Genomic DNA, 19772 nt, shown 5'->3' on the forward strand with positions numbered 1-19772 from the left:
GGCCCTGTCCCGGCCGCGCAAAGCGCCCCACCGGCGCCGCGTCACATTTCATTGATTTGATGGAATTATTCAAAGCATCGCGCAGCGCCGCCGCAAACGGCGCGATGTCATGCCTGCGGGCGCCCGCTCCGGAAAATCCGGGGGCGCCGCGCGTGTTCAACCGATAACTGGCCTTGTCTGCCGCGCGTTCAGTTGCAGCGGCCCGGGTACTTCTGGCAATAGGCGACGTTGGCCGCCGCCCCCACAAGCGCGCCACCCGCGACATTCCCGTCCAGCAGAACCGAGGTGCCCGCGCCTGCGCCAGCGCCCAACAGCGCCTGTTCGCCCATGGTATCACCGCACCCGGCAAGCGCCGCGAAGCAGGTAAATCCAAGGCCCAATATTGCAGTCCGCATATCGCTCTTTCCCTTTGCTTGCGTGGCGTATCACCCAAATAGGATACCACGACCTTCACCATCTTGAAACGCCCATGCAGCTTGGCCGCGAGGCGCGCGACCCCGGTCCCCCGGCCCCTCTTCGGCCCGGTGGCGGGCAAAAAAATGGATGGGCTGCCAGTTGCCTGACAAGCCCATCCAACAGGGGAAGGGTATGGGGTCAGGTCCGTATCCAAAATCCGAACCTTGTGCGCGGGCCACTTTGTCTCTGTCCGCGCACCATCGATCATGGCGGGCAAACCGGCCCCCGCCAAGCCGTCGCGCCCGGCACGGCGTGGTTGAGCGGCGCTCCGCTCAGATACGCGGGGGTTGCGCGGAAACATGCCGGTCATGCCTCGAACACCTCGGGGAAAGATGCGCGCGCCGCCGCCACGTCGATCCGCAGCAGCGCCTCATAGCTTTCGGGGTCGAATGGATCCTCTGCCGGCACCACTTCGCGCCCGAACAGCCAGTTCAGCCGCCCGGCATCCAGGTTGCCGCGCTCGAACGGCTCATCTCCGAAATGATCCCATAGCGCGGCCAGAAACGCCTCGTCCGCGCGCTTGTCGGCGGGGCGGCGATCAGCGTAGCGCGCCCTTGGGGCCAGCGGCGTCACCCCCTTGGGGTTGGGCCGGCGAATGACAAACTGAAAATCCGTCCCGGGCAAGCGCCCGGGAAATCCGCGATGCTTCAGCATGGCACGGCCCTCCCGAAGGCAGTGGGCAGGTCCGCGCCCGCCCGGCCGCCAATCGGCCCGTGCCCAAGGGCTGCGCCCTTAGCCGGCGACTGCGCCGGTCTGGCCGTTGGTGCCGGTCTGGCCGTTGCCGTCGGTCTGGCCGTTGCCGCCGGTCTGCCCGTTGCCGCCGTTGCCACCGGGCGGCTGGTATTGCTCGTTCGGCACGCAGGGCGCGGCGCCGGCCACGTCCTGGCATCCGCCGCCAGGCTGACATGGCACGCTCTGGTTGCCCTGAACACAGCCCTGAAGTTCGCCCATCTTGTTGTAGACCGGCTCGCCGCTAATCGCCATCTTCTGGGGTTCCGGCTGGGCGCAGGCCCCGAGGAAGCCGGCAATCGCCAGCCCTGTGCCAAGCATGGTAACTCTGAACATTGGAAACTCCTTTTACCCCTCGTTATGCGGAAAAAAAACGATCCGCGTCCGACGATTGTAGCAAAATCCGGGCTATTCGGCCACATTGATGCGCCGCGGCGCAAACGCAGTCCCGGACAAGGGCAAAAGAGAGCGGGCACCACCATGCCCGCGGGAGCCGGGGCAGGCGCAAACGCCCGCCCCGGTCCGGTGTTACTTGAATTTTCCGGTGTATTCCGGCTCGGTCGAGATCGGCTCGGGCTCGACCACGACATATTCTTCCTGTGCGGGCTGCGCGCAGGCGCCGACAAAGCCGACGACGCAAAGCGCCAGTATGCTCTTGATGCTTGTTGACATGCCTGTCTCCTGTCTCTTTTTGCGGACATAACGGGGTCAATGCCCCCAACCTGCCCAATAGATGGGACCGCGCCCAACCGGACACGCCCGGCGCCAAGTATACCGCACCCGGCGGTGGAAATACATCCGCCCCGGCGCGCGCGCCGATCCTGTGACGCCAAAGCCTCAACCGGCAGGCCACCTGAAGAGTGCGCCGCAAGATATTGTATGTGCGTCATAATCTTCCCCAAATGCAGAGCAGGCATTATCGCCTCAAAGCGGGATATTGTCGTGCTTCTTCCACGGATTGCTCAGCTTCTTGCCCCGCAGCGCGGCAAACGCCCGCGCCACCCGTTTGCGGGTGCTGCGCGGCTGGATCACCTCGTCGATAAAGCCGCGCTCGGCCGCGACGAACGGGTTGGCAAAGCGCGCCTCGTAATCGGCGGTGTGGCTGGCGATCTTTTCCTCGTCGCCCAGGTCGGCGCGATGGATGATCTCGGTCGCGCCCTTGGCGCCCATCACCGCGATTTCCGCCGTTGGCCAGGCGTAGTTGAAATCGCCGCGCAGGTGCTTGGATGCCATCACGTCATACGCCCCACCATAGGCCTTGCGCGTGATCACCGTCACCTTGGGCACCGTCGCCTCGCCATACGCGAACAGCAGCTTCGCACCGTGCTTGATCACACCGCCCAGCTCCTGCCCCGTACCGGGAAGGAACCCGGGCACATCTACAAAAGTCAGGATCGGGATCTCGAACGCATCGCAGAACCGCACGAACCGCGCCGCCTTGCGGCTGCTGTCGATATCCAGGCACCCGGCCAGGACCATCGGCTGGTTCGCCACAACGCCCACGGTGCGCCCCTCAAGGCGGATGAACCCGGTGATGATGTTCTTGGCGAAATCCTCCTGGATCTCGTAGAAATCGCCCTCGTCGGCGATCTTGTGGATCAACTCCTTCATGTCATACGGCATGTTCGGGTTGTCCGGGATCAGGGTATCAAGGCTCGGCTCGGCCCGATCGGGATCGTCGAAAAACGGGCGAACAGGCGGCTTTTCCTGGTTGTTGAGCGGCAGCAGATCGATCAGGCGCCGCACCTCGGCCAGGGCCTCGACATCGTTTTCAAACGCCGCGTCGGCGACGCTGGATTTCTTGGTATGGGTCGATGCCCCGCCCAGTTCCTCGGCGGTGACCACCTCGTTGGTGACGGTCTTGACCACGTCGGGGCCGGTCACGAACATGTAAGAGCTATCCTTCACCATGAAGATGAAGTCGGTCATCGCCGGCGAATACACCGCGCCGCCCGCGCAGGGGCCCATGATCACGCTGATCTGCGGGATCACGCCGCTGGCCATTATGTTGCGTTGGAACACCTCGGCATAGCCGGCAAGGCTATCGACGCCCTCTTGGATGCGGGCGCCGCCCGAATCGTTGAGCCCCACCACCGGCGCGCCGTTCTGCATGGCCATGTCCATGATCTTGCAGATCTTTTGCGCGTGCGTCGCCGACAGCGACCCACCGAACACCGTGAAATCCTGGCTGAACACATAGACCATGCGTCCGTTCACCGTGCCCCAGCCGGTCACAACGCCATCGCCGTAGGGGCGCTGTTCTTCCATGCCGAAATCGGTACAGCGATGCGCGACGAACATGTCGAATTCCTCGAACGTGCCCTCGTCGAGCAGCAGCTCGATCCGCTCCCGCGCAATCAGCTTGCCGCGCCCGTGCTGCGCATCGATCCGCTTCTGGCCGCCACCCAAGCGGGCCTGTTCACGGCGGTTTTCCAGTTCCTGCAGGATATCTTTCATGGCTGTTCCCTTCCGTTTGGCGTCCGTATACAGGGCGAACAGCGCGGCACAAAACGATTTCCGGCAAATTTGCAAATTTTGGAAAATACAAGTTTTGCGAATAGCAAAATTGAATATTTCCGCAGCGGCGCAATGGACTTCCCCAAGACCGCGCCCTACCGATTGTGGAATGACGCGCGACTCAACCTCCGGGTATCTCAAACCGGGTCACCCACCCCATATATCCACGCTGATCCTGCTTGCCGGGATTTCGGCGCTGAGCATGAACATCTTCCTGCCGTCGCTGCCCGGCATGGCCGAGTATTTCCAGACAGATTACCGCCTGATGCAGCTTTCGGTCGCGATCTACCTAGGCATGAACGCGGTGCTTCAGGTGCTGATCGGGCCGGTGTCGGACAAGTACGGCCGCCGCCCGCTGATCCTCGGGTGCCTCGTGATCTTCTGCATCGCGACGGTGGGCTGCCTGCTGGCGCCCAACGCCTATATCTTCCTTGCCTTCCGCATGATCCAGGCGGTTGTGGCCATCGCGATGGTGCTGTCGCGCGCGGTGGTGCGCGACATCTACGAACAGGACCGCGCCGCCTCGATGATCGGATACGTCACCATGGGCATGGCCGTGGTGCCCATGATGGGCCCCGCCATCGGCGGCGTGCTGGAGGAGCTGTTCGGCTGGACCGCCAATTTCTGGATGCTGCTGCTGTGCGGGCTGCTGGTGCTGGCGGTGTCGTGGCGCGACCTGGGCGAAACCGCCCCGCCCAGCACCAACACCCTCGCGCAACAATTCCGCGAATACCCCGAGCTGCTGACCGCGCCGCGCTTTTGGGGCTACTGCCTCGCCGCCGCGTTCGGATCGGGGGCGTTCTTTGCCTATCTCGGCGGCGCCCCCTTCGTCGGCAGCGAGGTATTCCACCTTAGCCCCGGCGTGTTGGGCTTCTACTTCTCCGCCCCTGCGGTCGGCTATTTCATGGGCAACTGGGCCACCGGCCTGCTGTCCGCGCGGATCGGCGTCAACCGCATGGTGCTGTGCGGCGCGCTCAGCGCGTCAACGGGCATGGCGCTGTCGCTGCTGCTGTCCTATGCCGGGTTTTCCGGGCCGCTGGTGTTCTTTGGCTTCATGACGATGGTGGGCCTTGGCAACGGCATGGTCATCTCGAACGCCACCGCAGGCATGTTGTCAGTGCGCCCGCGCCTTGCCGGCACCGCCTCGGGCCTTGGCGGCGCGATCATGATCGGCGGCGGCGCGGTCCTGTCGGCGCTGGCGGGTGCGCTGCTGGTGCCGGGGCGGGGCGAGTTTCCGCTGACATGGATCATGTTCATCACCTCGGTGTTCTCGGTGCTGTCGATCCTCGCCGTCATCCGCCGCGAACGCCGCCTCGGCATCTGATCGCGCCAACAAAACGGATTCGCCTGCCCGGGTCGCGCCCGACCCTGGGTGGGCGCATAGCAGCGCTCGTGATTGGCGCAATTCTCAAAAGCAGTGATGACTTACATGCCATAAACGACATCACCAAAGCGCCCTCCCGTGGGGAGGGTCGGGCGCGGCCCGGGCTTGCAGCCCGCGCCATGGGGTCAAACCAACACCCCGCGCTTGCCCCCGCCGCTTTGCAGATTTACAACCCGCTAAACACGGTTTGCAAAGGCACCCCACATGGCCACCCGAAAACTCTACGCCGGCGCCAAGCTGCGCGAAACGCGCCAGCGCCTCGCCCTAACGCAAAAGGATTTCGCCGCCAAGCTGGGCGTGTCCCTGCCCTATCTCAACCAGATGGAGAACAACAACCGCCCGGTCTCGACCACCGTCGTGCTGGCGCTGGCGCAGGAGTTTGGCTTCGACGTGACCGAACTGGGCAGCGGCGATAGCGCCCGGCTCGTCTCCGACATGCGCGAGGCGATGGCCGATCCCGTCTTCGCCGACAACGCGCCGCCGATGGCCGATCTGCGCCTCGCCGCGTCGAACGCCCCGGCGCTGGCGCGCGCCTTCCTGGACCTGCACCGCGCCTACCGCGAAACGCGCGAGCGTCTGGCGTCGCTGGACGAGGCGCTTGGCCGCGACGATTCCCGCATGCAAACCAGCCCATGGGACGAGGTGCGCGATTTCTTCCACTATTGCGACAACTACATCGACGCGGTCGATCACGCCGCCGAACACTTCGCCGCCCGCGCCGCCCCCGGCACACCGATGGCCGCCCATGCCGCCGCCGCGCTGGACCGCGCGGGCGTCAGCATCGCCCACGCCGACACCCCCCGCCTGCGGCAGTTCGATCCCGCCAGCCGCATCCTGACGCTGTCCAGCCGCGCCGCCCCCGAAACCCGCGCCTTCCAGATGCTGCTGCAACTGGCGCTGCTCAACCACGACCCGCTGATCGAGGCAACGCTCGACCTGGCCCGCTTTCAATCCGACGCCGCCCGCGCCATCGCCAAGATCGGGCTGGCCAACTATTTCGCCGGCGCGGCCCTGATGCCCTACGGCGCCTTCCTCGCCGCCGCGCAGGACACCCGCCATGACCTGGAGCTGCTGGCGCACCGCTTTGGCGCCTCGATCGAACAGGTGGCGCACCGCCTCTCGACCCTGCAACGCCCCGGCGCCAAGGGCGTGCCGTTCTTCTTCGTGCGCGTCGATCAGGCCGGCACCATCACCAAGCGCCACTCGGCCACGCACCTGCAATTCGCGCGCTTCGGCGGCGCCTGCCCGCTGTGGAACGTGCACCGCGCGTTCGAGACACCGGGCCGGTTCCTCCGGCAACTCGCCGAAACCCCCGACGGCGTGCGCTATATCAGCCTCGCGCGCGACGTGTCCAAACCCGGCGGCAGCTTCGGCGCCCCGATCCGCCGCTTCGCCATCGCGCTGGGCTGCGAGGTGCGCCACGCCAGCGCGCTGGTCTACGCCGATGACCTGGACCTCACCAACCCCCGCGCGTTCGAGCCGATAGGCATCTCCTGCCGCATCTGCGAACGCACCACCTGCCACCAGCGCTCGGTGCCACCACTAGAGAGGCGCCTGAGCGTCGACGCCGACCGCCGCGACGTGCTCCCCTACACGGTGGAATAGCGGCCAACGACGCCCACCGCCAACACGGCTTCATCTTGCCCAAAATACTTCGGGGGGCCGCGCGTGAAACGCGCGGCGGGGCAGCGCCCCACCGGCGCGCGGGGGCATCGCCCCCCGCGCGCCCACTCTATAAAGCGTGGCGCAGCCACACCGCTACCCGGCGCAACGCCAAACGGCGCGCGAGACGCGATTACTCATACAAAAACCAGCAATTGGCTCTACCGTTCAGAGTAAAACCGCCCGCTCAATCCGTCAGCATCGCATATAGCTGATCCTTCAGCGCGGCGCGTTTCTTGCGCATTTCCACCTCGGCCAGTTCCTCGACCGGCTCCACGTTCGTCTCCGCCCGGTGCACCGCCCGGTTCAGCTCGTGATACTCCTCCGCCAGCTTGGCGAAATGACCGTCATTTTGCTTTTTCTCGGTGATCTTGTCGGCCAGGTCCGGAAACTCGTCCTGCAGTTCATGGGGTGTATGGGACATTTCGCGCTCTCCTTATCTTGCGTCGATCAGACCCTATCGCACCGCCGCGCCGCCCCGCCTTGAGACAGATCAATCCGCCCCACCCTCAGTCGATTTCATCGCCGTATTCCAGGATGATCGGCACGATGATTTCCTCCTCGTCCATCAGGTGACGATCCAGGAACCCGCGAAACCCCTCCTGCACCTGCAACAGCCGCCCCACGCCATCATGCGCGCCCTTGCCCTCCTGCAGCGCCCGCAGCACCGCGTTGGTGCCGTCCGCCAGCTCCTTCATGTGCCGGTCCAGCGCGTGATGATCGGCATCCAGCACCTCGAACGCCCGCAGCAGCCGCTTGTCGAAGCCCTGGAACTTCGGGAAATACTCGTGATCCTCGATCATGTGATGGCCGTGCAACTGGTTCAGGAAAAACCCGGTATAGCGCGACAATTCGGCCCCGAACCGCGGTTGCGCCTCGTCCAGCTGAAGCTGCGCGTCGCTCACCAGCTTGTCCAGCACCTTGCGAAACATCAGGTGCCGTTCCAGCCAGAACGCCGTCAGATCGTTGAAATTGGCATGTCCCTGCCACGCGGCGCGGGGGAATTTGCGGGCCAGCACGCGCAAGTGCTCAGGCAGGCCGGTGCGGGTTTCCAGGTCAAGCGCGGTATCCATGCGCGCATCATACGCCACCGCCCCGTCCCCGTCGCCGGGAGAATACGCACACCCCCTACACACCGCCGCACAGGCGCAGGGCCATGCGGGTGCGGTTTTGGCGGGATATGGCCGGCTGCTGCCTTCTCATATAGTGCCTTGCGCGGAATAGCGCCCAAAGGGCGCCGCGCATCGCCGGGCCGCCCACCGGCACGGCGATTTTGCTAACGTATGCGCACCGCACAAATGTCATTCGGATTTGGCCAGCATAAACTGCCCCTCACCAGCGTAGGATCGCCGCACCGCGGCCCGACGATGCGCGTCCCGTCAACCCTCCGCCCTATGACCGCCCAAGCCCCCTACCGCTGCGCCGTCTTCCACTCGGGGTGCATCCACGGCTGCGCGTTTTCCGGCGACAGCGGCGTGCGGCCCAGCAGGTGATCGCTCACCTTCTCGCCCACCATGATCGACGGCGCGTTGAGGTTGCCGTTGGTGATGCGCGGAAACACCGAGCTATCCGCCACTCGCAACCCCGTCACCCCGATCACGCGGGCCTGCTCGTCGACCACCGCGCCCGCGTCATCCGCGCGCCCCATCCGGCAGGTGCCACAGGGGTGATAGGCGCTTTCCACGTGCTCGCGGATGAAATCGTCCAGCGCCTCGTCGCTCTGCGCCTCAGCCCCCGGTTGGATCTCGTGGCGCACGTAGGGCTTGAACGCCTCCTGCTCGAATATCTCGCGCGTCAGCCGGATGCAGCGCCGGAAATCGCTCCAGTCCTGATCGGTACTCATGTAGTTGAACAGGATGCGCGGATCATCATCAGGATCGCCCGAGCGCAGCGTCACCCGCCCCCGCGAGGGTGATCGCATCGGCCCCACATGCGCCTGGAACCCGTGCCCCTCGGCGGCGACCTGGCCATCATAGCGCACCGCGATCGGCAGGAAATGGAACTGGATATCAGGGTAATCCACCCCCGCGGCCGAGCGGATGAAGCCCGCGCTTTCAAACTGGTTGCTGGCCCCCGGCCCGCTGCGCGCCAGCAGCCACCGCGCCCCGACATAGGCCTTGCCCAGCAGGTTCCAGTATTTGTACAGGCTCACCGGCTGGCTGGCGGCCATCTGGATATACAGCTCCAGGTGATCTTGCAGGTTGCCACCCACGCCGGGGCGGTCGGCGACCACCTCGATCCCGTGCTCGGCCAGGTGCCCGGCCGGACCGATCCCCGACAGCATCAACAGCTTGGGCGAGTTGATGCTCGACGCCGCCAGAACCACCTCGCGCCGCGCTCGGATCACCTCGCGCTTGCCGCCGCGCGTGACCTCGACGCCAACGGCGCGGCCCTCTTCGATCACCACGCGCCGCACCAGCGCGCGCACCAGGTCGCAATTGTCGCGCCGCAGCGCCGGCTTGAGATAGGCGTTGGCCGCCGACCAGCGCCGCCCGCGCCACACCGTCATGTCATAGGGGCCGAACCCCTCCTGTTTCTCGCCGTTATAGTCGTCGGTGCGCTCGTACCCGGCCTGCTGCCCGGCCTCGACAAAGGCCCGCGCCAGCGGGTTGGCGCGCGTGCCCCGGGTGACATGCAGCGGCCCATCGGTGCCGCGCCAATCCGGATCGCCGCCATGGCCGCCATCGTGCCAATGCTCCATCCGCCGGAAATACGGCAGCACGTCGGCATAGCCCCAGCCGCGCGCGCCGCTGTCGCGCCAGTGGTCATAGTCGCACGCATGGCCGCGCACGTAGATCATCCCGTTGATCGAGGACGAGCCGCCGATCACCTTTCCGCGCGGGCACGCCAGCCGCCTGCCGCCAAGGTGCGGCTCCGGCTCGGTCTCGTAGCCCCAGTCGTAGCGCTTCATGTTCATCGGGTAGCTGAGCGCGCCGGGCATCTGGATGAACGGCCCCGCATCGGTGCCGCCATGCTCGACCACCAGCACCGATTCGCCCGCCTCGGCCAGCCGATAGGCCATCGCACAGCCCGCGCTGCCTGCTCCGACTATCACGAAATCCGCTTCCATTACGTCTCACTCGCATCAATGGGGCGCGCGGCCCCGTTTCGCCATTGCCTGAACGCCGCCGCCGCGGCCGGGCGCCTCAGAACGGCGCCTCGACGTGGCCCATGCGCACGTAGACCGCCTTGGTCTGGCTGTAATGCTCGATCGCGGCGGTGCCGTTCTCGCGCCCCACGCCTGACATCTTGACGCCGCCAAAGGGCACCTGCACCGGCGCGTCGTTGTAGGAGTTGATGAAACAGCTCCCCGCCTCAAGCTGCCCGATCACGCGGTGCGCACGGGCGATGTCTCGCGTGAACACCCCCGCCGACAGGCCGAATTGCGTGTCGTTGGCGCGCGCGATGACCTCGTCCTCGGCGTCGAAATCCAGAACGCACATCACCGGGCCAAAGATTTCCTCGCGCGCGATGGTCATCTCGTCGCGCACATCCGCGAACACCGCCGGCGTCAGGAAATACCCCTCGCGGTTCACCCGCTGGCCGCCCTGCACAAGGCGCGCGCCCTCGGCCACACCCTTGGCGATGTAGCCCTCCACGATCTCAAGCTGCCCGGCACTGATCAGCGGGCCGAAATTTGTGCCCTCGTCCATCGGATCGCCGATCACCACGCCATCAAGGCGCGCGCTCAGCCGCTCAAGGAACGCATCGCGCAGGCCGCGCTGCACGAACACCCGCGTGCCGTTGGAACACACCTGCCCCGAGGAATAGAAATTGCCCATGATCGCGCCGCTGACGGCGTCCTCCAGATCGGCATCGTCGAACACGACCATCGGGGATTTGCCGCCCATCTCCATGGTGACATGCTTCATCCCGTCGGCGGCGGCGGCATAGACCTTGCGCCCCGTGGGCACCGATCCTGTCAGGCTGACCTTGTCCACCCGCGCATCCGTGCTGAGCGCCGCGCCGACCGAGCCGGCGCCCTGCACCACGTTGAACAGGCCCGCAGGCGCGCCCGCCTCGATCAGGATCTCGGCCACCTTCAGCGCGCAAAGCGGCGTTTCCTCGGACGGCTTGAACACCATCGCGTTGCCGCACGCCAGCGCCGGCGCCGCCTTCCAGCAGGCGATCTGCGTCGGATAGTTCCACGCGCCCAGCCCCACGCACAGGCCCAGCGGCGCGCGCGTGGTATAGGCCCAATCGCCGCCCGGCAGCGCGATATGCTCACCGTTCAGGGAGCCCGCCAGCCCGCCGAAATACTCCAGCGCGTCCGCCCCGCTGGTGGCGTCGGCAACCAGCGTTTCCTGCAACGGCTTGCCGGTGTCCATCGTCTCCAGCTCGGACAATTCGCGGTTGCGCTCGCGCATGATGTCCGCCGCCCGGCGCAAGACCCTGCCCCGCTCCATCCCCGACAGCGCCGCCCAATCGCGCTGCGCCGCGCGGGCCGAGGTGATGGCCCGCTCGATCACCGCGTCGGTGGCGGCATGCACGGTGGCGATCACCGCGCCGCTGGCGGGGTGGATCACCTCGATCAAAGCGCCGGCGGTGTCCTCGACATAGGTGCCACCGATGAAATGGCTGGCTTCGGGTTGAGTTTGCGAACTATTGGTCATCGGGAACCTTCTTGTTGCCGTGATTGTCGGAAACGGGGCAAAAGCGGCCGCGCCGCTCAATGCGCCCCGCGCGCCAGCTCCAGCGACAGGCTGCGCAACACCTGCGCCACCGCCGCCCCGCCATCGGGGTTGTCGCGCCCCAGGGTGTGGCGCAGGTAAAACCCGTCGATCAACGCCGCCAGACGGTCCGCGACCTGCCCTGCGCGCGCGCCCACCAGCGACCTCAGCGCATGGCTCAGATTGCTGCGCAGCCGGTGCTGATAGATACACAGCAAACGGTTCGCCTGCGCCGAGGTCTGAGCCAGAACGTAGAAATTCAGCCAGGTCGCAATCACCTCGCGGCGAAAGTTGGAATCGCTGAAACTGGCCCGCACGATCGCCTCGACACGGGCATGCGCGGTATCGGCCATGGCCAACGCGCCGCGCACCTCGGCGCCATACACCGTCAGCGTGTGACGCATCGCCGCCAGGAATATCTGCTCCTTGCCGCCAAAGTAGTGATGCGCCAGCGCGCTGGACATACCCGCCCGCCGGGCGATCTGCGCCACGGTCACGTCCAGCGTGCCAGCCTCGCCTATCGCATCAATCGTCGCTTTGACCAAAGCGGCACGGCGTATAGGCTCCATTCCGAGCTTGGGCATTGAAATTCTCCGCAGGATTTGCAATCCCAAGGTAATTCGAGTTTAATTGACTCGTCAATCAAGAAAACGACACCAAGACAAACAGGAGTTCCACAATGACCTACCGCACGACACTCTCGGCACTGGCGATCGTCGCTGCCGCCCCCGCGATGGCCGATTGCACCAGCGTCACCTTCGCCGATGTCGGCTGGACCGACATCACCGCCACCACCGCCGCGACCAGCGTCGTGCTGGACGCGATGGGCTACGACACCGAGACCAAGCTGCTGTCGGTTCCCGTGACCTACACCTCGCTGGCGGCAGGCGATATCGACGTGTTCCTTGGCAACTGGATGCCCACGATGGAGGCCGACATTGCCCCCTACCGCGAGGACGGCACCGTTGAAACCGTGCGCGCCAACCTCGAAGGGGCCAAGTATACGCTGGCCACCAACGCCGCCGGCGCCGAGCTGGGCATCACCGATTTCTCCAAGATCGCGGACCAGGCCGAGGCGCTGGACCAAACCATTTACGGCATCGAGCCGGGCAATGACGGCAACCGCCTGATCATGGACATGATCGCCGACGACGCGTTTGGCCTTAGCGGCTTCGAGGTCAAGGAAAGCTCGGAACAGGGCATGCTGGCACAGGTCGCCCGCGCCGACCGCAAGGACGAGCCGATCGTGTTCCTGGGATGGGAACCGCACCCGATGAACGCGCGCTTCGACATGACCTACCTCACGGGCGGCGATGACTGGTTCGGCCCCAACCTGGGCGGCGCAACCGTCTACACCAACACCCGCGCCGGCCTGTCCGAGGAATGCCCCAACCTGGGCACCTTCCTGGGCAACCTGTCCTTCACCCTGTCCATGGAGAACGAGATCATGGCCGACATCCTCAATGACGGCGCCGATCCCGAAGAGGCAGCAACCGCGTGGCTCAAGGCCAACCCCGACACGCTCGGCCCGTGGCTTGACGGTGTGACCACCGCCGATGGCGAACCGGCCCTGCCCGCCGTCAAGGCCGCGCTGGACATGTAACCCCCCGCAAAACCCGCCTCGCGCGCCGCGCGCTGCCCCCGCAATACCGGGGGCGGCAAGCGGCGGACGGGGCCGCTATGCCTGTCCGGGCGCGCGAAACACGCTTTGCGCGCCCGTCCCCCTCCCGGACGTATTCGCCAAAAGGCCTTGCTCATGAACTGGCTTACCGACTCAAAAATCCCCATCGGCCCCTATGCCGCCGACCTGTTTGACTGGCTGCAAACCAACGGTGCGTGGTTCTTCGACGCCCTCGCCGATGCCATGGAGGCGCTGATCGACGCCTTCCTGTGGCTGTTGCAAACCCCGCACCCGGCGGTGATCGCGCTGATCTTCATCGCCTTCACATGGGCGGTGCAGCGGAACTGGAAAACCTGCCTGTTCGTCGCGTTCGGTTTCGCCTTCATCCTCAACCAGGGCTATTGGGAAGAAACCACCGAAAGCCTGACGCTGGTGCTGTCGGCCTGCGTGTTCTGCATGGCCATCGGCGTGCCCATCGGCATCGCCGCCGCGCACCGCCCGCGCCTTTACCGCGGGTTGCGCCCGGTGCTGGACCTGATGCAGACGCTGCCCACCTTCGTCTACCTGATCCCCGCGATCGTGTTCTTCGGCATCGGCATGGTGCCGGGGCTGATCGCGACGGTGATCTTCGTGGTGCCCGCGCCCATCCGCCTGACGCATCTTGGCGTCACCTCGACACCCAAACCCCTACTCGAGGCGGCGCAGGCCTTCGGCTCGACCCCCAGCCAGACGCTGATCAAGGTCGAACTGCCCCACGCCTTGCCGCAGATCATGGCGGGCCTGAACCAGACCATCATGCTGTCACTGTCGATGGTCGTGATCGCCGCGCTGGTGGGCGCTGACGGGCTGGGCGTGCCGGTGCTGCGCGCAATCAACACCGTCAACGTGTCCCTTGGCTTCGAAAGTGGCCTCGTGATCGTTGTGCTGGCCATCATGCTTGACCGTATGCTCAGACTGGAGCGCGCCCAATGACCACTCCCGCCGTTCGTTTCAATTCCGTCTCCATCGTCTTTGGCGAGCGCCCGCAAGCGGCGCTGCCCCTGATGGACGAGGGCCTTTCGCGCCCCGAGATCCAGGCGCAGACCGGGCAGGTTCTGGGCGTGCACGATTGCTCGCTCGACGTGGCCGAGGGCGAGATCGTCGTGCTCATGGGCTTGTCCGGCTCGGGCAAATCGACGCTTCTGCGCGCGGTCAACGGCCTCAACCCGGTGGCGCGCGGCAGTGTCGAGGTCGCCACCGATACCGGCCTGACCAACGTCACCACCGCCAGCCCGCGCACCCTGCGCGACATCCGCCAGAACCACGTCGCTATGGTGTTCCAGCAATTCGGCCTGCTACCGTGGCGGAGCGTGCGCGACAATGTCGGGCTGGGGCTTGAGCTGGCCGGGCTGGGCGCGGATGAGCGCCGCACCCGCATCGATGAGCAGCTATCGCTGGTGGGCTTGGCCGACTGGGCCGATCGCCGCGTGTCGGACCTGTCGGGCGGCATGCAACAGCGCGTCGGCCTGGCCCGCGCCTTTGCCACGCGCGCGCCGATCCTGCTCATGGACGAGCCGTTCTCGGCGCTCGACCCGCTGATCCGCACCCGCCTTCAGGACGAGTTGTTGGAGCTGCAGAAATCCCTGGGCCGCACCATCGTCTTCGTCAGCCACGACCTTGACGAGGCGTTCAAGCTGGGCAACCGCATCGCCATCATGGAGGGCGGGCGCATCGTGCAATGCGGCACCCCGCAGCAGATTTTTACCAACCCGGCAACCGAGTATGTCGCCGATTTCGTGGCGCATATGAACCCGCTGGGCGTGCTGCGCGCCGTCGACGTGATGGACCCGGCCAGCGACACGCCCGACCGCAGCGTGCCGCCCGAGGCCACCATCCGCGAGGTGATGCAGGCCGCGCAGGGGCACGATCGGCCAATCGGCGTGGTGGACGGCGATGGTCAGCTTCTGGGCCAGATCACCCGCAATGTCATCCTGGCCAAACTCCTGGACCCCCGCGGAACCTGAGGCGGGGGCGACGGGGCTCAGACCACCGCCGCCAAAGGCGGCTCATACTTTGGTCGCCAAAGGCGGCTCATACCTTGGTCGCCAAGGGCGGCTCAGACCTTGGTCGCCAAGGGCGGCGGCGTCAGCACACGCCGCCGCAGCACCGCCTCGCGCCATGTGATGAACGTGACCGACCCCAGGATCACAAGGCCCCCGGCCACAACCCACGGATCGACGCCCTCGCCAAACACCAGCGCCCCCAGCGTCACCGCCCAGACCAGTTGCAAAAACGTCACCGGCTGCGTCACCGTCACCGGCGCCACCGAAAACGCCAGCGTCATCGTGTAGTGCCCCGCCGTCGCCAGCAGGGCAACACCGCTCAGCACCAATAGCGCGTGCCAATCGGGCGTGACCCAGACCGCCGCCGCCATCGGCGCAAGGCCCAGTGTCACCCAAAACGACAGCATCCCAACCACCACCGCTGCGTTGGTCTCGTCCGTCAGCATCTTGGCTAAAAGGTAGGACGCCCCGAACACCACCGCCGTGCCCAGCATGGCCAGGTGCCCCGGCCCGATCTCGCGGAACCCCGGCCGCAGGATGATCAGCGCCCCCAACAGCGCCGCGATCACCGCCAATATCCGCCTCAGGGCCAGCTTTTCACCAAGAAACAGCGCCGCGCCAAGCGTCACGTAAATGGGCGACATGTAGTTCATCGCCGTGACATCGGCGATCGGAATGCGCGCCATCGCAAAGAACCACAGCGCCACGCCAATCGCATGCGCCATCCCGCGCAGCGCGAACAGGCCCCATTGCCGCTGCGACAGGCGCACGTTCATGATCGGGCGCAGCAGCGGGATCATGAACAACAGCCCGATCGCATAGCGCAGGAACGCCGCCTGCGACGCCGGAATGCCGGTGCCAAGGTATTTCACCATCGCCGTCACCCCGACGAAAAGAAAGCCGGTGATCACCATCCAGAAGACGCCCAATACCGGGCGGGGCTGCGGAGTTTCCATCATGCCGGCCATCAACACATGCCGCACGGGCAAGGGCAAGCCCCCGCTCAGGCCCCGCGCAACAGCGCGATGGCGATCGCCCACATCACCGCGCCCACGCCCAGGTCCAAAGCCCGCCACGCGTTCGGCCTTGCAAAAAAGGGCGCCAACAGGCGCGCGCCATAACCCAGGCCAAAGAAAAAGACGAAACTGGCCAGCATTGCACCCAGTGCAAACCCGCTATGCGATTCATACTGCGCCGAAACCGACCCCAGTAGAACCACGGTATCCAGGTACACATGCGGGTTGGCCCAGGTCAGCATCAGGCACGTCAGAACCACCGTCCGCGCGCCCTGCGCGCCGCCGTTGCGCACGCTTAGCACTTCGCCGCCGCGCCACGCCGCCCAGAACGCCCGCACGCCATAAACGCCCAGGAACGCCGCGCCGCCCCACCGCATCACCGGCTCCAGCCACGGCACCGCCTGCGCCAGCGCGCCAAACCCCGCCACACCGGCGGCGATCAGGATCGCATCGCTGACCGCGCAGGTCATCACCACCGCCAGGACATGCTCGCGCCGGATGCCGTGGCGCAGGACAAAGGCGTTCTGCGCCCCGATCGCCAGGATCAGCGATATGCCCAGCCCGAACCCCGCCACGAATGCCGCCTGCATGATGCCCTGCCCTCCGTCATGCGCCTATGCTTGGCGCAGCCCCGGCATAGCGGGCCGGCGAAAAATCCGCCAGCCCCGGCGCGGCGTGGTGTTGTTCGACCTCTGACGCGAGGTGTTCGGTTGAAAAGCCGCGCATCGTTGGGCCGCGGTGCGGCGATGCGCGGCGCCCTGCGGGCTTGATTCCGCGCAGCGCGCTATATCGAAGGTCAGCTCAAGGCCAATCACCCCCCGGATGACCAGGCGACCCAGACCCTACAATATCCCCGGCAGGTTCAGCCCATGTTCACGTGCGCAATCCAACGCGATGTCATAGCCCGCATCGGCATGCCGCATCACGCCCGTCGCCGGATCGTTCCACAACACGTTGGCCAGCCGCCTGTCCGCCGCCTCGGTCCCGTCGCAACAGATCACCATGCCGGAATGCTGCGAGAACCCCATGCCGACGCCGCCGCCGTGATGCAGGCTGACCCATGTCGCACCGCTCGCCGTGTTCAAAAGCGCATTCAACAGCGGCCAATCGCTGACCGCGTCGCTGCCATCCTTCATCGCCTCGGTCTCGCGGTTGGGGCTGGCCACCGATCCGCTATCCAGGTGATCGCGCCCGATCACCACCGGCGCCGACAGCTCGCCATTGCGCACCATCTCGTTGAACGCCAGGCCCAGCTTGTGCCGCAGGCCCAGCCCCACCCAGCAGATGCGCGCCGGCAGCCCCTGGAAACTGATCCGCTCGCGCGCCATGTCCAGCCACTGATGCAGGTGCGGATCATCGATCAACTGCTTCACCTTGGCGTCGGTCTTGTAGATATCCTCGGGATCACCCGACAGGGCGCACCACCGGAACGGCCCCACACCGCGGCAAAACAGCGGCCGGATATAGGCCGGCACGAACCCGGGAAAGGCAAACGCATCCTCTAGCCCCTCCTCCAGCGCGACCTGCCGGATGTTGTTGCCGTAATCCAACGTCGGCACGCCCGCGTTCCAAAACTCCACCATCGCCTGCACATGCACCCGCATGCTGGCACGCGCGGCGCGCTCCACCGCCTTTGGGTCACGCTCCTGCGCATCGCGCCACTGCGCCACGCTCCAGCCCTGCGGCAGGTAGCCATGCACCGGGTCATGGGCGCTGGTCTGGTCGGTCACGATATCGGGGCGCACCCCGCGCCTCACCAACTCGGGAAACACGTCCGCCGCGTTGGCGATCAGGGCCACGCTCCGGGCCTCGCCCGCAGTGGTCCAGCGCCCGATCATCTCCAGCGCCTCGTCCAGGTCATCGGTGATCTCGTCGACATAGCCGGTGCGCTTGCGAAACGCCGCGCGGTCCGCGTCGCATTCCACCGCCAGGCAGCAGGCCCCGGCAAACACCGCCGCCAGCGGCTGCGCGCCGCCCATGCCGCCCAGACCCCCGGTCAGGATCCACCGGCCCCTAAGCTTGCCGTCGTAATGCTGCCGGCCGGCCTCGACAAAGGTCTCGTAGGTGCCCTGCACGATGCCCTGGCTGCCGATATAGATCCACGACCCGGCGGTCATCTGCCCGTACATCATCAGGCCCTTTTTATCGAGCTCGCTAAAATGGTCCCAAGTGGCCCAGTGCGGCACCAGGTTCGAGTTGGCGATCAACACCCGCGGCGCGTCCGCATGCGTGCGGAACACCCCCACCGGCTTGCCCGATTGCACCAGCAATGTCTCGTCATCCTCCAGCGCCTTCAGCGCCCCGACGATGCGGTCGAAATCCTCCCACGTGCGGGCGGCGCGACCGATGCCGCCATAGACGACCAACTCGTGCGGGTTCTCGGCCACGTCGGGGTGCAGGTTGTTCATCAGCATCCGCATCGGCGCCTCGGTCAGCCAGCTTTTCGCGCTGATCTCGGGGCCCGTGTCGGGGTATATGTCGCGGGTGTTGTGGCGTAGGTTCGTCATTGTCTCGCTCCCTCGGCTGGCCGGCATAGGGCCGGCGATGATGTCAGAATTAGTGGTGTGCAGGCGCACATGAGGCCCGAATTCTCCGGCCGCAGACGGTCAAATTCCCGCCCGCGCGACGTCAGGGCATTCGTTTTTCTCAGAAACGGCGCATAATCATCGGATTTCATTGGAATTATCGGCGTTTCACAAATGTCGTTCGCAGGCGCATCCAAGGACCGCCCAAACACGCCGTCAAACACCCTATACACTGCCGCTTTCCCGGCCCTATCCGCGCCTCGCTCCCGGGCCTCGGGCTGACCGCGCGCCCCACCTGCATCGCACGAATTCACCGTAATTCTCCCGCTTCAACAACGTCCGCCAGGCCATTCAAGATATGCAACAAATGCGGCCTGAGCACCTCTGCCTTCGGCTCCAGGTACCGCCACGGCGGCGCTTCTTGCATATAACTCGCTTGCGCCAGCTCCATCTGGATGGCATGCACGCCCTCATCGGGCCTGCCATAGGCCCGCGTGGTCCACCCCCCGCGGAACCGGCCGTTGACGACATGGGTAAATCCCGCCGCCTGCGCGGCACGCGCGACCGCCACCTCCTCCACCAGCGCCGCACAGCTTGTGGATAAGTTCGTCCCAATGTTGAAATCCGGCAAGATTCCGTCGAACAAATGTGGAATTTTACTCCGAATTGAGTGGCAATCATAAAGTATCGCCACCCCGTGCCGTGCCTTCACCCGCGCCAATTCCGCCGCCAGCGCGGCATGATAAGGCGCGTGATACGCCGCCCGCCGCCGCGCCACTTCGGCCTCATCCGGCGCCTGTCCCTCGCGGTAAATCGGCCGCCCGTCGAAATCCGTAAGCGGACACAGCCCCGTTGTCGCCTGCCCCGGATACAGACTCGCGCCATCGGGGGGCCGGTTCACATCGATCGCGTAGCGATGCACCCTCGTGCGCACCGTGCTCACGTCATCGCGCAACCCGGCATACAACCGCTCGACATGCCAGTCGGCATCGGCCAGCGCCCGCCCCACCTCGTTCAGTCCCGCCCAGATCTCCGGCGGCACCTCGGTCCCGGTATGCGGCAGGCCCAGGACGATCGGCCCCTCGCCGCGCGTCACCTCGATCACGCTCATCGCCCCTCCCCGTGCTTCATCTTGCCCGCAATACTCCGG

At 65.9% G+C, this 19772-nt stretch carries 19 protein-coding genes; 5 read left to right on the forward strand and 14 right to left on the reverse strand.

Translation table 11 applies throughout. The features are described from left to right. Nucleotides 1-188: 188 nt before the first annotated feature. The 5 genes from G568_RS0101230 to G568_RS0101250 all read right to left on the reverse strand — a co-directional run bounded on the left by G568_RS0101230 (nucleotide 189) and on the right by G568_RS0101250 (nucleotide 3642). Nucleotides 189-395, reverse strand: a complete 207-nt coding sequence (locus G568_RS0101230; protein WP_037373450.1) for a hypothetical protein — start codon at nucleotides 393-395, stop codon at nucleotides 189-191. 367 nt (nucleotides 396-762) lie between these two features. Next, nucleotides 763-1110 carry a hypothetical protein gene (locus G568_RS0101235; RefSeq protein WP_026756335.1) on the reverse strand — a complete coding sequence of 116 codons (348 nt, stop codon included), beginning with the start codon at nucleotides 1108-1110 and terminating at the stop codon, nucleotides 763-765. A gap of 78 nt (nucleotides 1111-1188) precedes the next feature. Next, a complete protein-coding gene (locus G568_RS0101240; protein ID WP_157084217.1) occupies nucleotides 1189-1521 on the reverse strand; it encodes a hypothetical protein in 333 nt (110 codons plus the stop codon). Nucleotides 1522-1713: 192 nt separating this feature from the next. Next, nucleotides 1714-1857: a hypothetical protein gene (locus G568_RS20450; protein ID WP_169576927.1), complete on the reverse strand. Its 144-nt coding sequence runs from the start codon at nucleotides 1855-1857 to the stop codon at nucleotides 1714-1716. A 252-nt stretch (nucleotides 1858-2109) separates the two neighbouring features. Further along, nucleotides 2110-3642: an acyl-CoA carboxylase subunit beta gene (locus tag G568_RS0101250; protein ID WP_026756337.1), complete on the reverse strand. Its 1533-nt coding sequence runs from the start codon at nucleotides 3640-3642 to the stop codon at nucleotides 2110-2112. A gap of 169 nt (nucleotides 3643-3811) precedes the next feature. On the opposite strand from G568_RS0101250, the gene G568_RS0101255 reads away from it, so the two are divergent. Both G568_RS0101255 and G568_RS0101260 read left to right on the forward strand, forming a co-directional pair. Then, entirely contained in the window at nucleotides 3812-5026 is a 1215-nt protein-coding gene (locus tag G568_RS0101255; RefSeq protein ID WP_026756338.1) for a multidrug effflux MFS transporter, read from the forward strand. A gap of 264 nt (nucleotides 5027-5290) precedes the next feature. Next, complete coding sequence (locus tag G568_RS0101260; RefSeq protein ID WP_026756339.1) at nucleotides 5291-6691, forward strand: helix-turn-helix domain-containing protein; 1401 nt, start codon at nucleotides 5291-5293, stop codon at nucleotides 6689-6691. Between the two features lie 244 nt (nucleotides 6692-6935). On the opposite strand, the gene G568_RS0101265 is transcribed toward G568_RS0101260, so the two are convergent. The 5 genes from G568_RS0101265 to betI all read right to left on the reverse strand — a co-directional run bounded on the left by G568_RS0101265 (nucleotide 6936) and on the right by betI (nucleotide 12002). Beyond that, entirely contained in the window at nucleotides 6936-7172 is a 237-nt protein-coding gene (locus tag G568_RS0101265; RefSeq protein ID WP_026756340.1) for an HP1242/YdcH family protein, read from the reverse strand. Between the two features lie 85 nt (nucleotides 7173-7257). Beyond that, nucleotides 7258-7821 (reverse strand): hemerythrin domain-containing protein, encoded by a 564-nt coding sequence (locus G568_RS0101270; protein ID WP_026756341.1) that lies wholly within the window; start codon nucleotides 7819-7821, stop codon nucleotides 7258-7260. A gap of 338 nt (nucleotides 7822-8159) precedes the next feature. Beyond that, nucleotides 8160-9818: a choline dehydrogenase gene (betA, locus tag G568_RS0101280; RefSeq protein WP_026756342.1), complete on the reverse strand. Its 1659-nt coding sequence runs from the start codon at nucleotides 9816-9818 to the stop codon at nucleotides 8160-8162. Nucleotides 9819-9894: 76 nt separating this feature from the next. Further along, nucleotides 9895-11361: a betaine-aldehyde dehydrogenase gene (gene betB, locus G568_RS0101285; RefSeq protein ID WP_026756343.1), complete on the reverse strand. Its 1467-nt coding sequence runs from the start codon at nucleotides 11359-11361 to the stop codon at nucleotides 9895-9897. A 56-nt stretch (nucleotides 11362-11417) separates the two neighbouring features. Beyond that, on the reverse strand, nucleotides 11418-12002 hold the full coding sequence (gene betI / locus G568_RS0101290) for a choline-binding transcriptional repressor BetI (protein WP_157084220.1): 585 nt from the start codon (nucleotides 12000-12002) through the stop codon (nucleotides 11418-11420). A gap of 95 nt (nucleotides 12003-12097) precedes the next feature. Here betI and choX point away from each other — a divergent pair, with 95 nt between their 5' ends. From choX to choV, 3 genes are all read left to right on the forward strand, one after another. Continuing rightward, nucleotides 12098-13021 (forward strand): choline ABC transporter substrate-binding protein, encoded by a 924-nt coding sequence (gene choX / locus G568_RS0101295; RefSeq protein ID WP_026756345.1) that lies wholly within the window; start codon nucleotides 12098-12100, stop codon nucleotides 13019-13021. A 153-nt stretch (nucleotides 13022-13174) separates the two neighbouring features. Continuing rightward, nucleotides 13175-14011: a choline ABC transporter permease subunit gene (gene choW / locus G568_RS0101300; protein WP_026756346.1), complete on the forward strand. Its 837-nt coding sequence runs from the start codon at nucleotides 13175-13177 to the stop codon at nucleotides 14009-14011. Beyond that, nucleotides 14008-15042, forward strand: coding sequence for a choline ABC transporter ATP-binding protein (choV, locus tag G568_RS0101305; protein ID WP_026756347.1), 1035 nt, complete (start codon nucleotides 14008-14010; stop codon nucleotides 15040-15042). The genes choW and choV overlap by 4 nt, the downstream gene beginning before the upstream one ends. Before the next feature lie 92 nt (nucleotides 15043-15134). Here the strand turns inward: choV and G568_RS0101310 are convergent, their stop codons facing one another. From G568_RS0101310 to hutG, 4 genes are all read right to left on the reverse strand, one after another. Further along, the gene (locus G568_RS0101310; protein ID WP_245582851.1) at nucleotides 15135-16040 is read right to left on the reverse strand and encodes a DMT family transporter; all 906 of its coding nucleotides are present in this window, start codon (nucleotides 16038-16040) and stop codon (nucleotides 15135-15137) included. 44 nt (nucleotides 16041-16084) lie between these two features. After that, nucleotides 16085-16687 carry a LysE/ArgO family amino acid transporter gene (locus G568_RS0101315; protein ID WP_026756349.1) on the reverse strand — a complete coding sequence of 201 codons (603 nt, stop codon included), beginning with the start codon at nucleotides 16685-16687 and terminating at the stop codon, nucleotides 16085-16087. A 252-nt stretch (nucleotides 16688-16939) separates the two neighbouring features. After that, nucleotides 16940-18604, reverse strand: coding sequence for a urocanate hydratase (gene hutU, locus G568_RS0101320; RefSeq protein WP_026756350.1), 1665 nt, complete (start codon nucleotides 18602-18604; stop codon nucleotides 16940-16942). A 328-nt stretch (nucleotides 18605-18932) separates the two neighbouring features. Then, the gene (gene hutG / locus G568_RS0101325; RefSeq protein ID WP_026756351.1) at nucleotides 18933-19727 is read right to left on the reverse strand and encodes an N-formylglutamate deformylase; all 795 of its coding nucleotides are present in this window, start codon (nucleotides 19725-19727) and stop codon (nucleotides 18933-18935) included. Nucleotides 19728-19772: the final 45 nt, after the last annotated feature.

The organism is Sediminimonas qiaohouensis DSM 21189, assembly GCF_000423645.1.
Classification (GTDB): domain Bacteria; phylum Pseudomonadota; class Alphaproteobacteria; order Rhodobacterales; family Rhodobacteraceae; genus Sediminimonas; species Sediminimonas qiaohouensis.

Coding starts and splice junctions, on each gene's coding strand:
- G568_RS0101230 (WP_037373450.1), bottom strand. CDS start 395: ATGCGGACTGCAATATTGGGCCTTGGATTTACCTGCTTCGCGGCGCTT.
- G568_RS0101235 (WP_026756335.1), bottom strand. CDS start 1,110: ATGCTGAAGCATCGCGGATTTCCCGGGCGCTTGCCCGGGACGGATTTT.
- G568_RS0101240 (WP_157084217.1), bottom strand. CDS start 1,521: ATGTTCAGAGTTACCATGCTTGGCACAGGGCTGGCGATTGCCGGCTTC.
- G568_RS20450 (WP_169576927.1), bottom strand. CDS start 1,857: ATGTCAACAAGCATCAAGAGCATACTGGCGCTTTGCGTCGTCGGCTTT.
- G568_RS0101250 (WP_026756337.1), bottom strand. CDS start 3,642: ATGAAAGATATCCTGCAGGAACTGGAAAACCGCCGTGAACAGGCCCGC.
- G568_RS0101255 (WP_026756338.1), top strand. CDS start 3,812: ATGACGCGCGACTCAACCTCCGGGTATCTCAAACCGGGTCACCCACCC.
- G568_RS0101260 (WP_026756339.1), top strand. CDS start 5,291: ATGGCCACCCGAAAACTCTACGCCGGCGCCAAGCTGCGCGAAACGCGC.
- G568_RS0101265 (WP_026756340.1), bottom strand. CDS start 7,172: ATGTCCCATACACCCCATGAACTGCAGGACGAGTTTCCGGACCTGGCC.
- G568_RS0101270 (WP_026756341.1), bottom strand. CDS start 7,821: ATGGATACCGCGCTTGACCTGGAAACCCGCACCGGCCTGCCTGAGCAC.
- betA (WP_026756342.1), bottom strand. CDS start 9,818: ATGGAAGCGGATTTCGTGATAGTCGGAGCAGGCAGCGCGGGCTGTGCG.
- betB (WP_026756343.1), bottom strand. CDS start 11,361: ATGACCAATAGTTCGCAAACTCAACCCGAAGCCAGCCATTTCATCGGT.
- betI (WP_157084220.1), bottom strand. CDS start 12,002: ATGCCCAAGCTCGGAATGGAGCCTATACGCCGTGCCGCTTTGGTCAAA.
- choX (WP_026756345.1), top strand. CDS start 12,098: ATGACCTACCGCACGACACTCTCGGCACTGGCGATCGTCGCTGCCGCC.
- choW (WP_026756346.1), top strand. CDS start 13,175: ATGAACTGGCTTACCGACTCAAAAATCCCCATCGGCCCCTATGCCGCC.
- choV (WP_026756347.1), top strand. CDS start 14,008: ATGACCACTCCCGCCGTTCGTTTCAATTCCGTCTCCATCGTCTTTGGC.
- G568_RS0101310 (WP_245582851.1), bottom strand. CDS start 16,040: ATGATGGAAACTCCGCAGCCCCGCCCGGTATTGGGCGTCTTCTGGATG.
- G568_RS0101315 (WP_026756349.1), bottom strand. CDS start 16,687: ATGCAGGCGGCATTCGTGGCGGGGTTCGGGCTGGGCATATCGCTGATC.
- hutU (WP_026756350.1), bottom strand. CDS start 18,604: ATGACGAACCTACGCCACAACACCCGCGACATATACCCCGACACGGGC.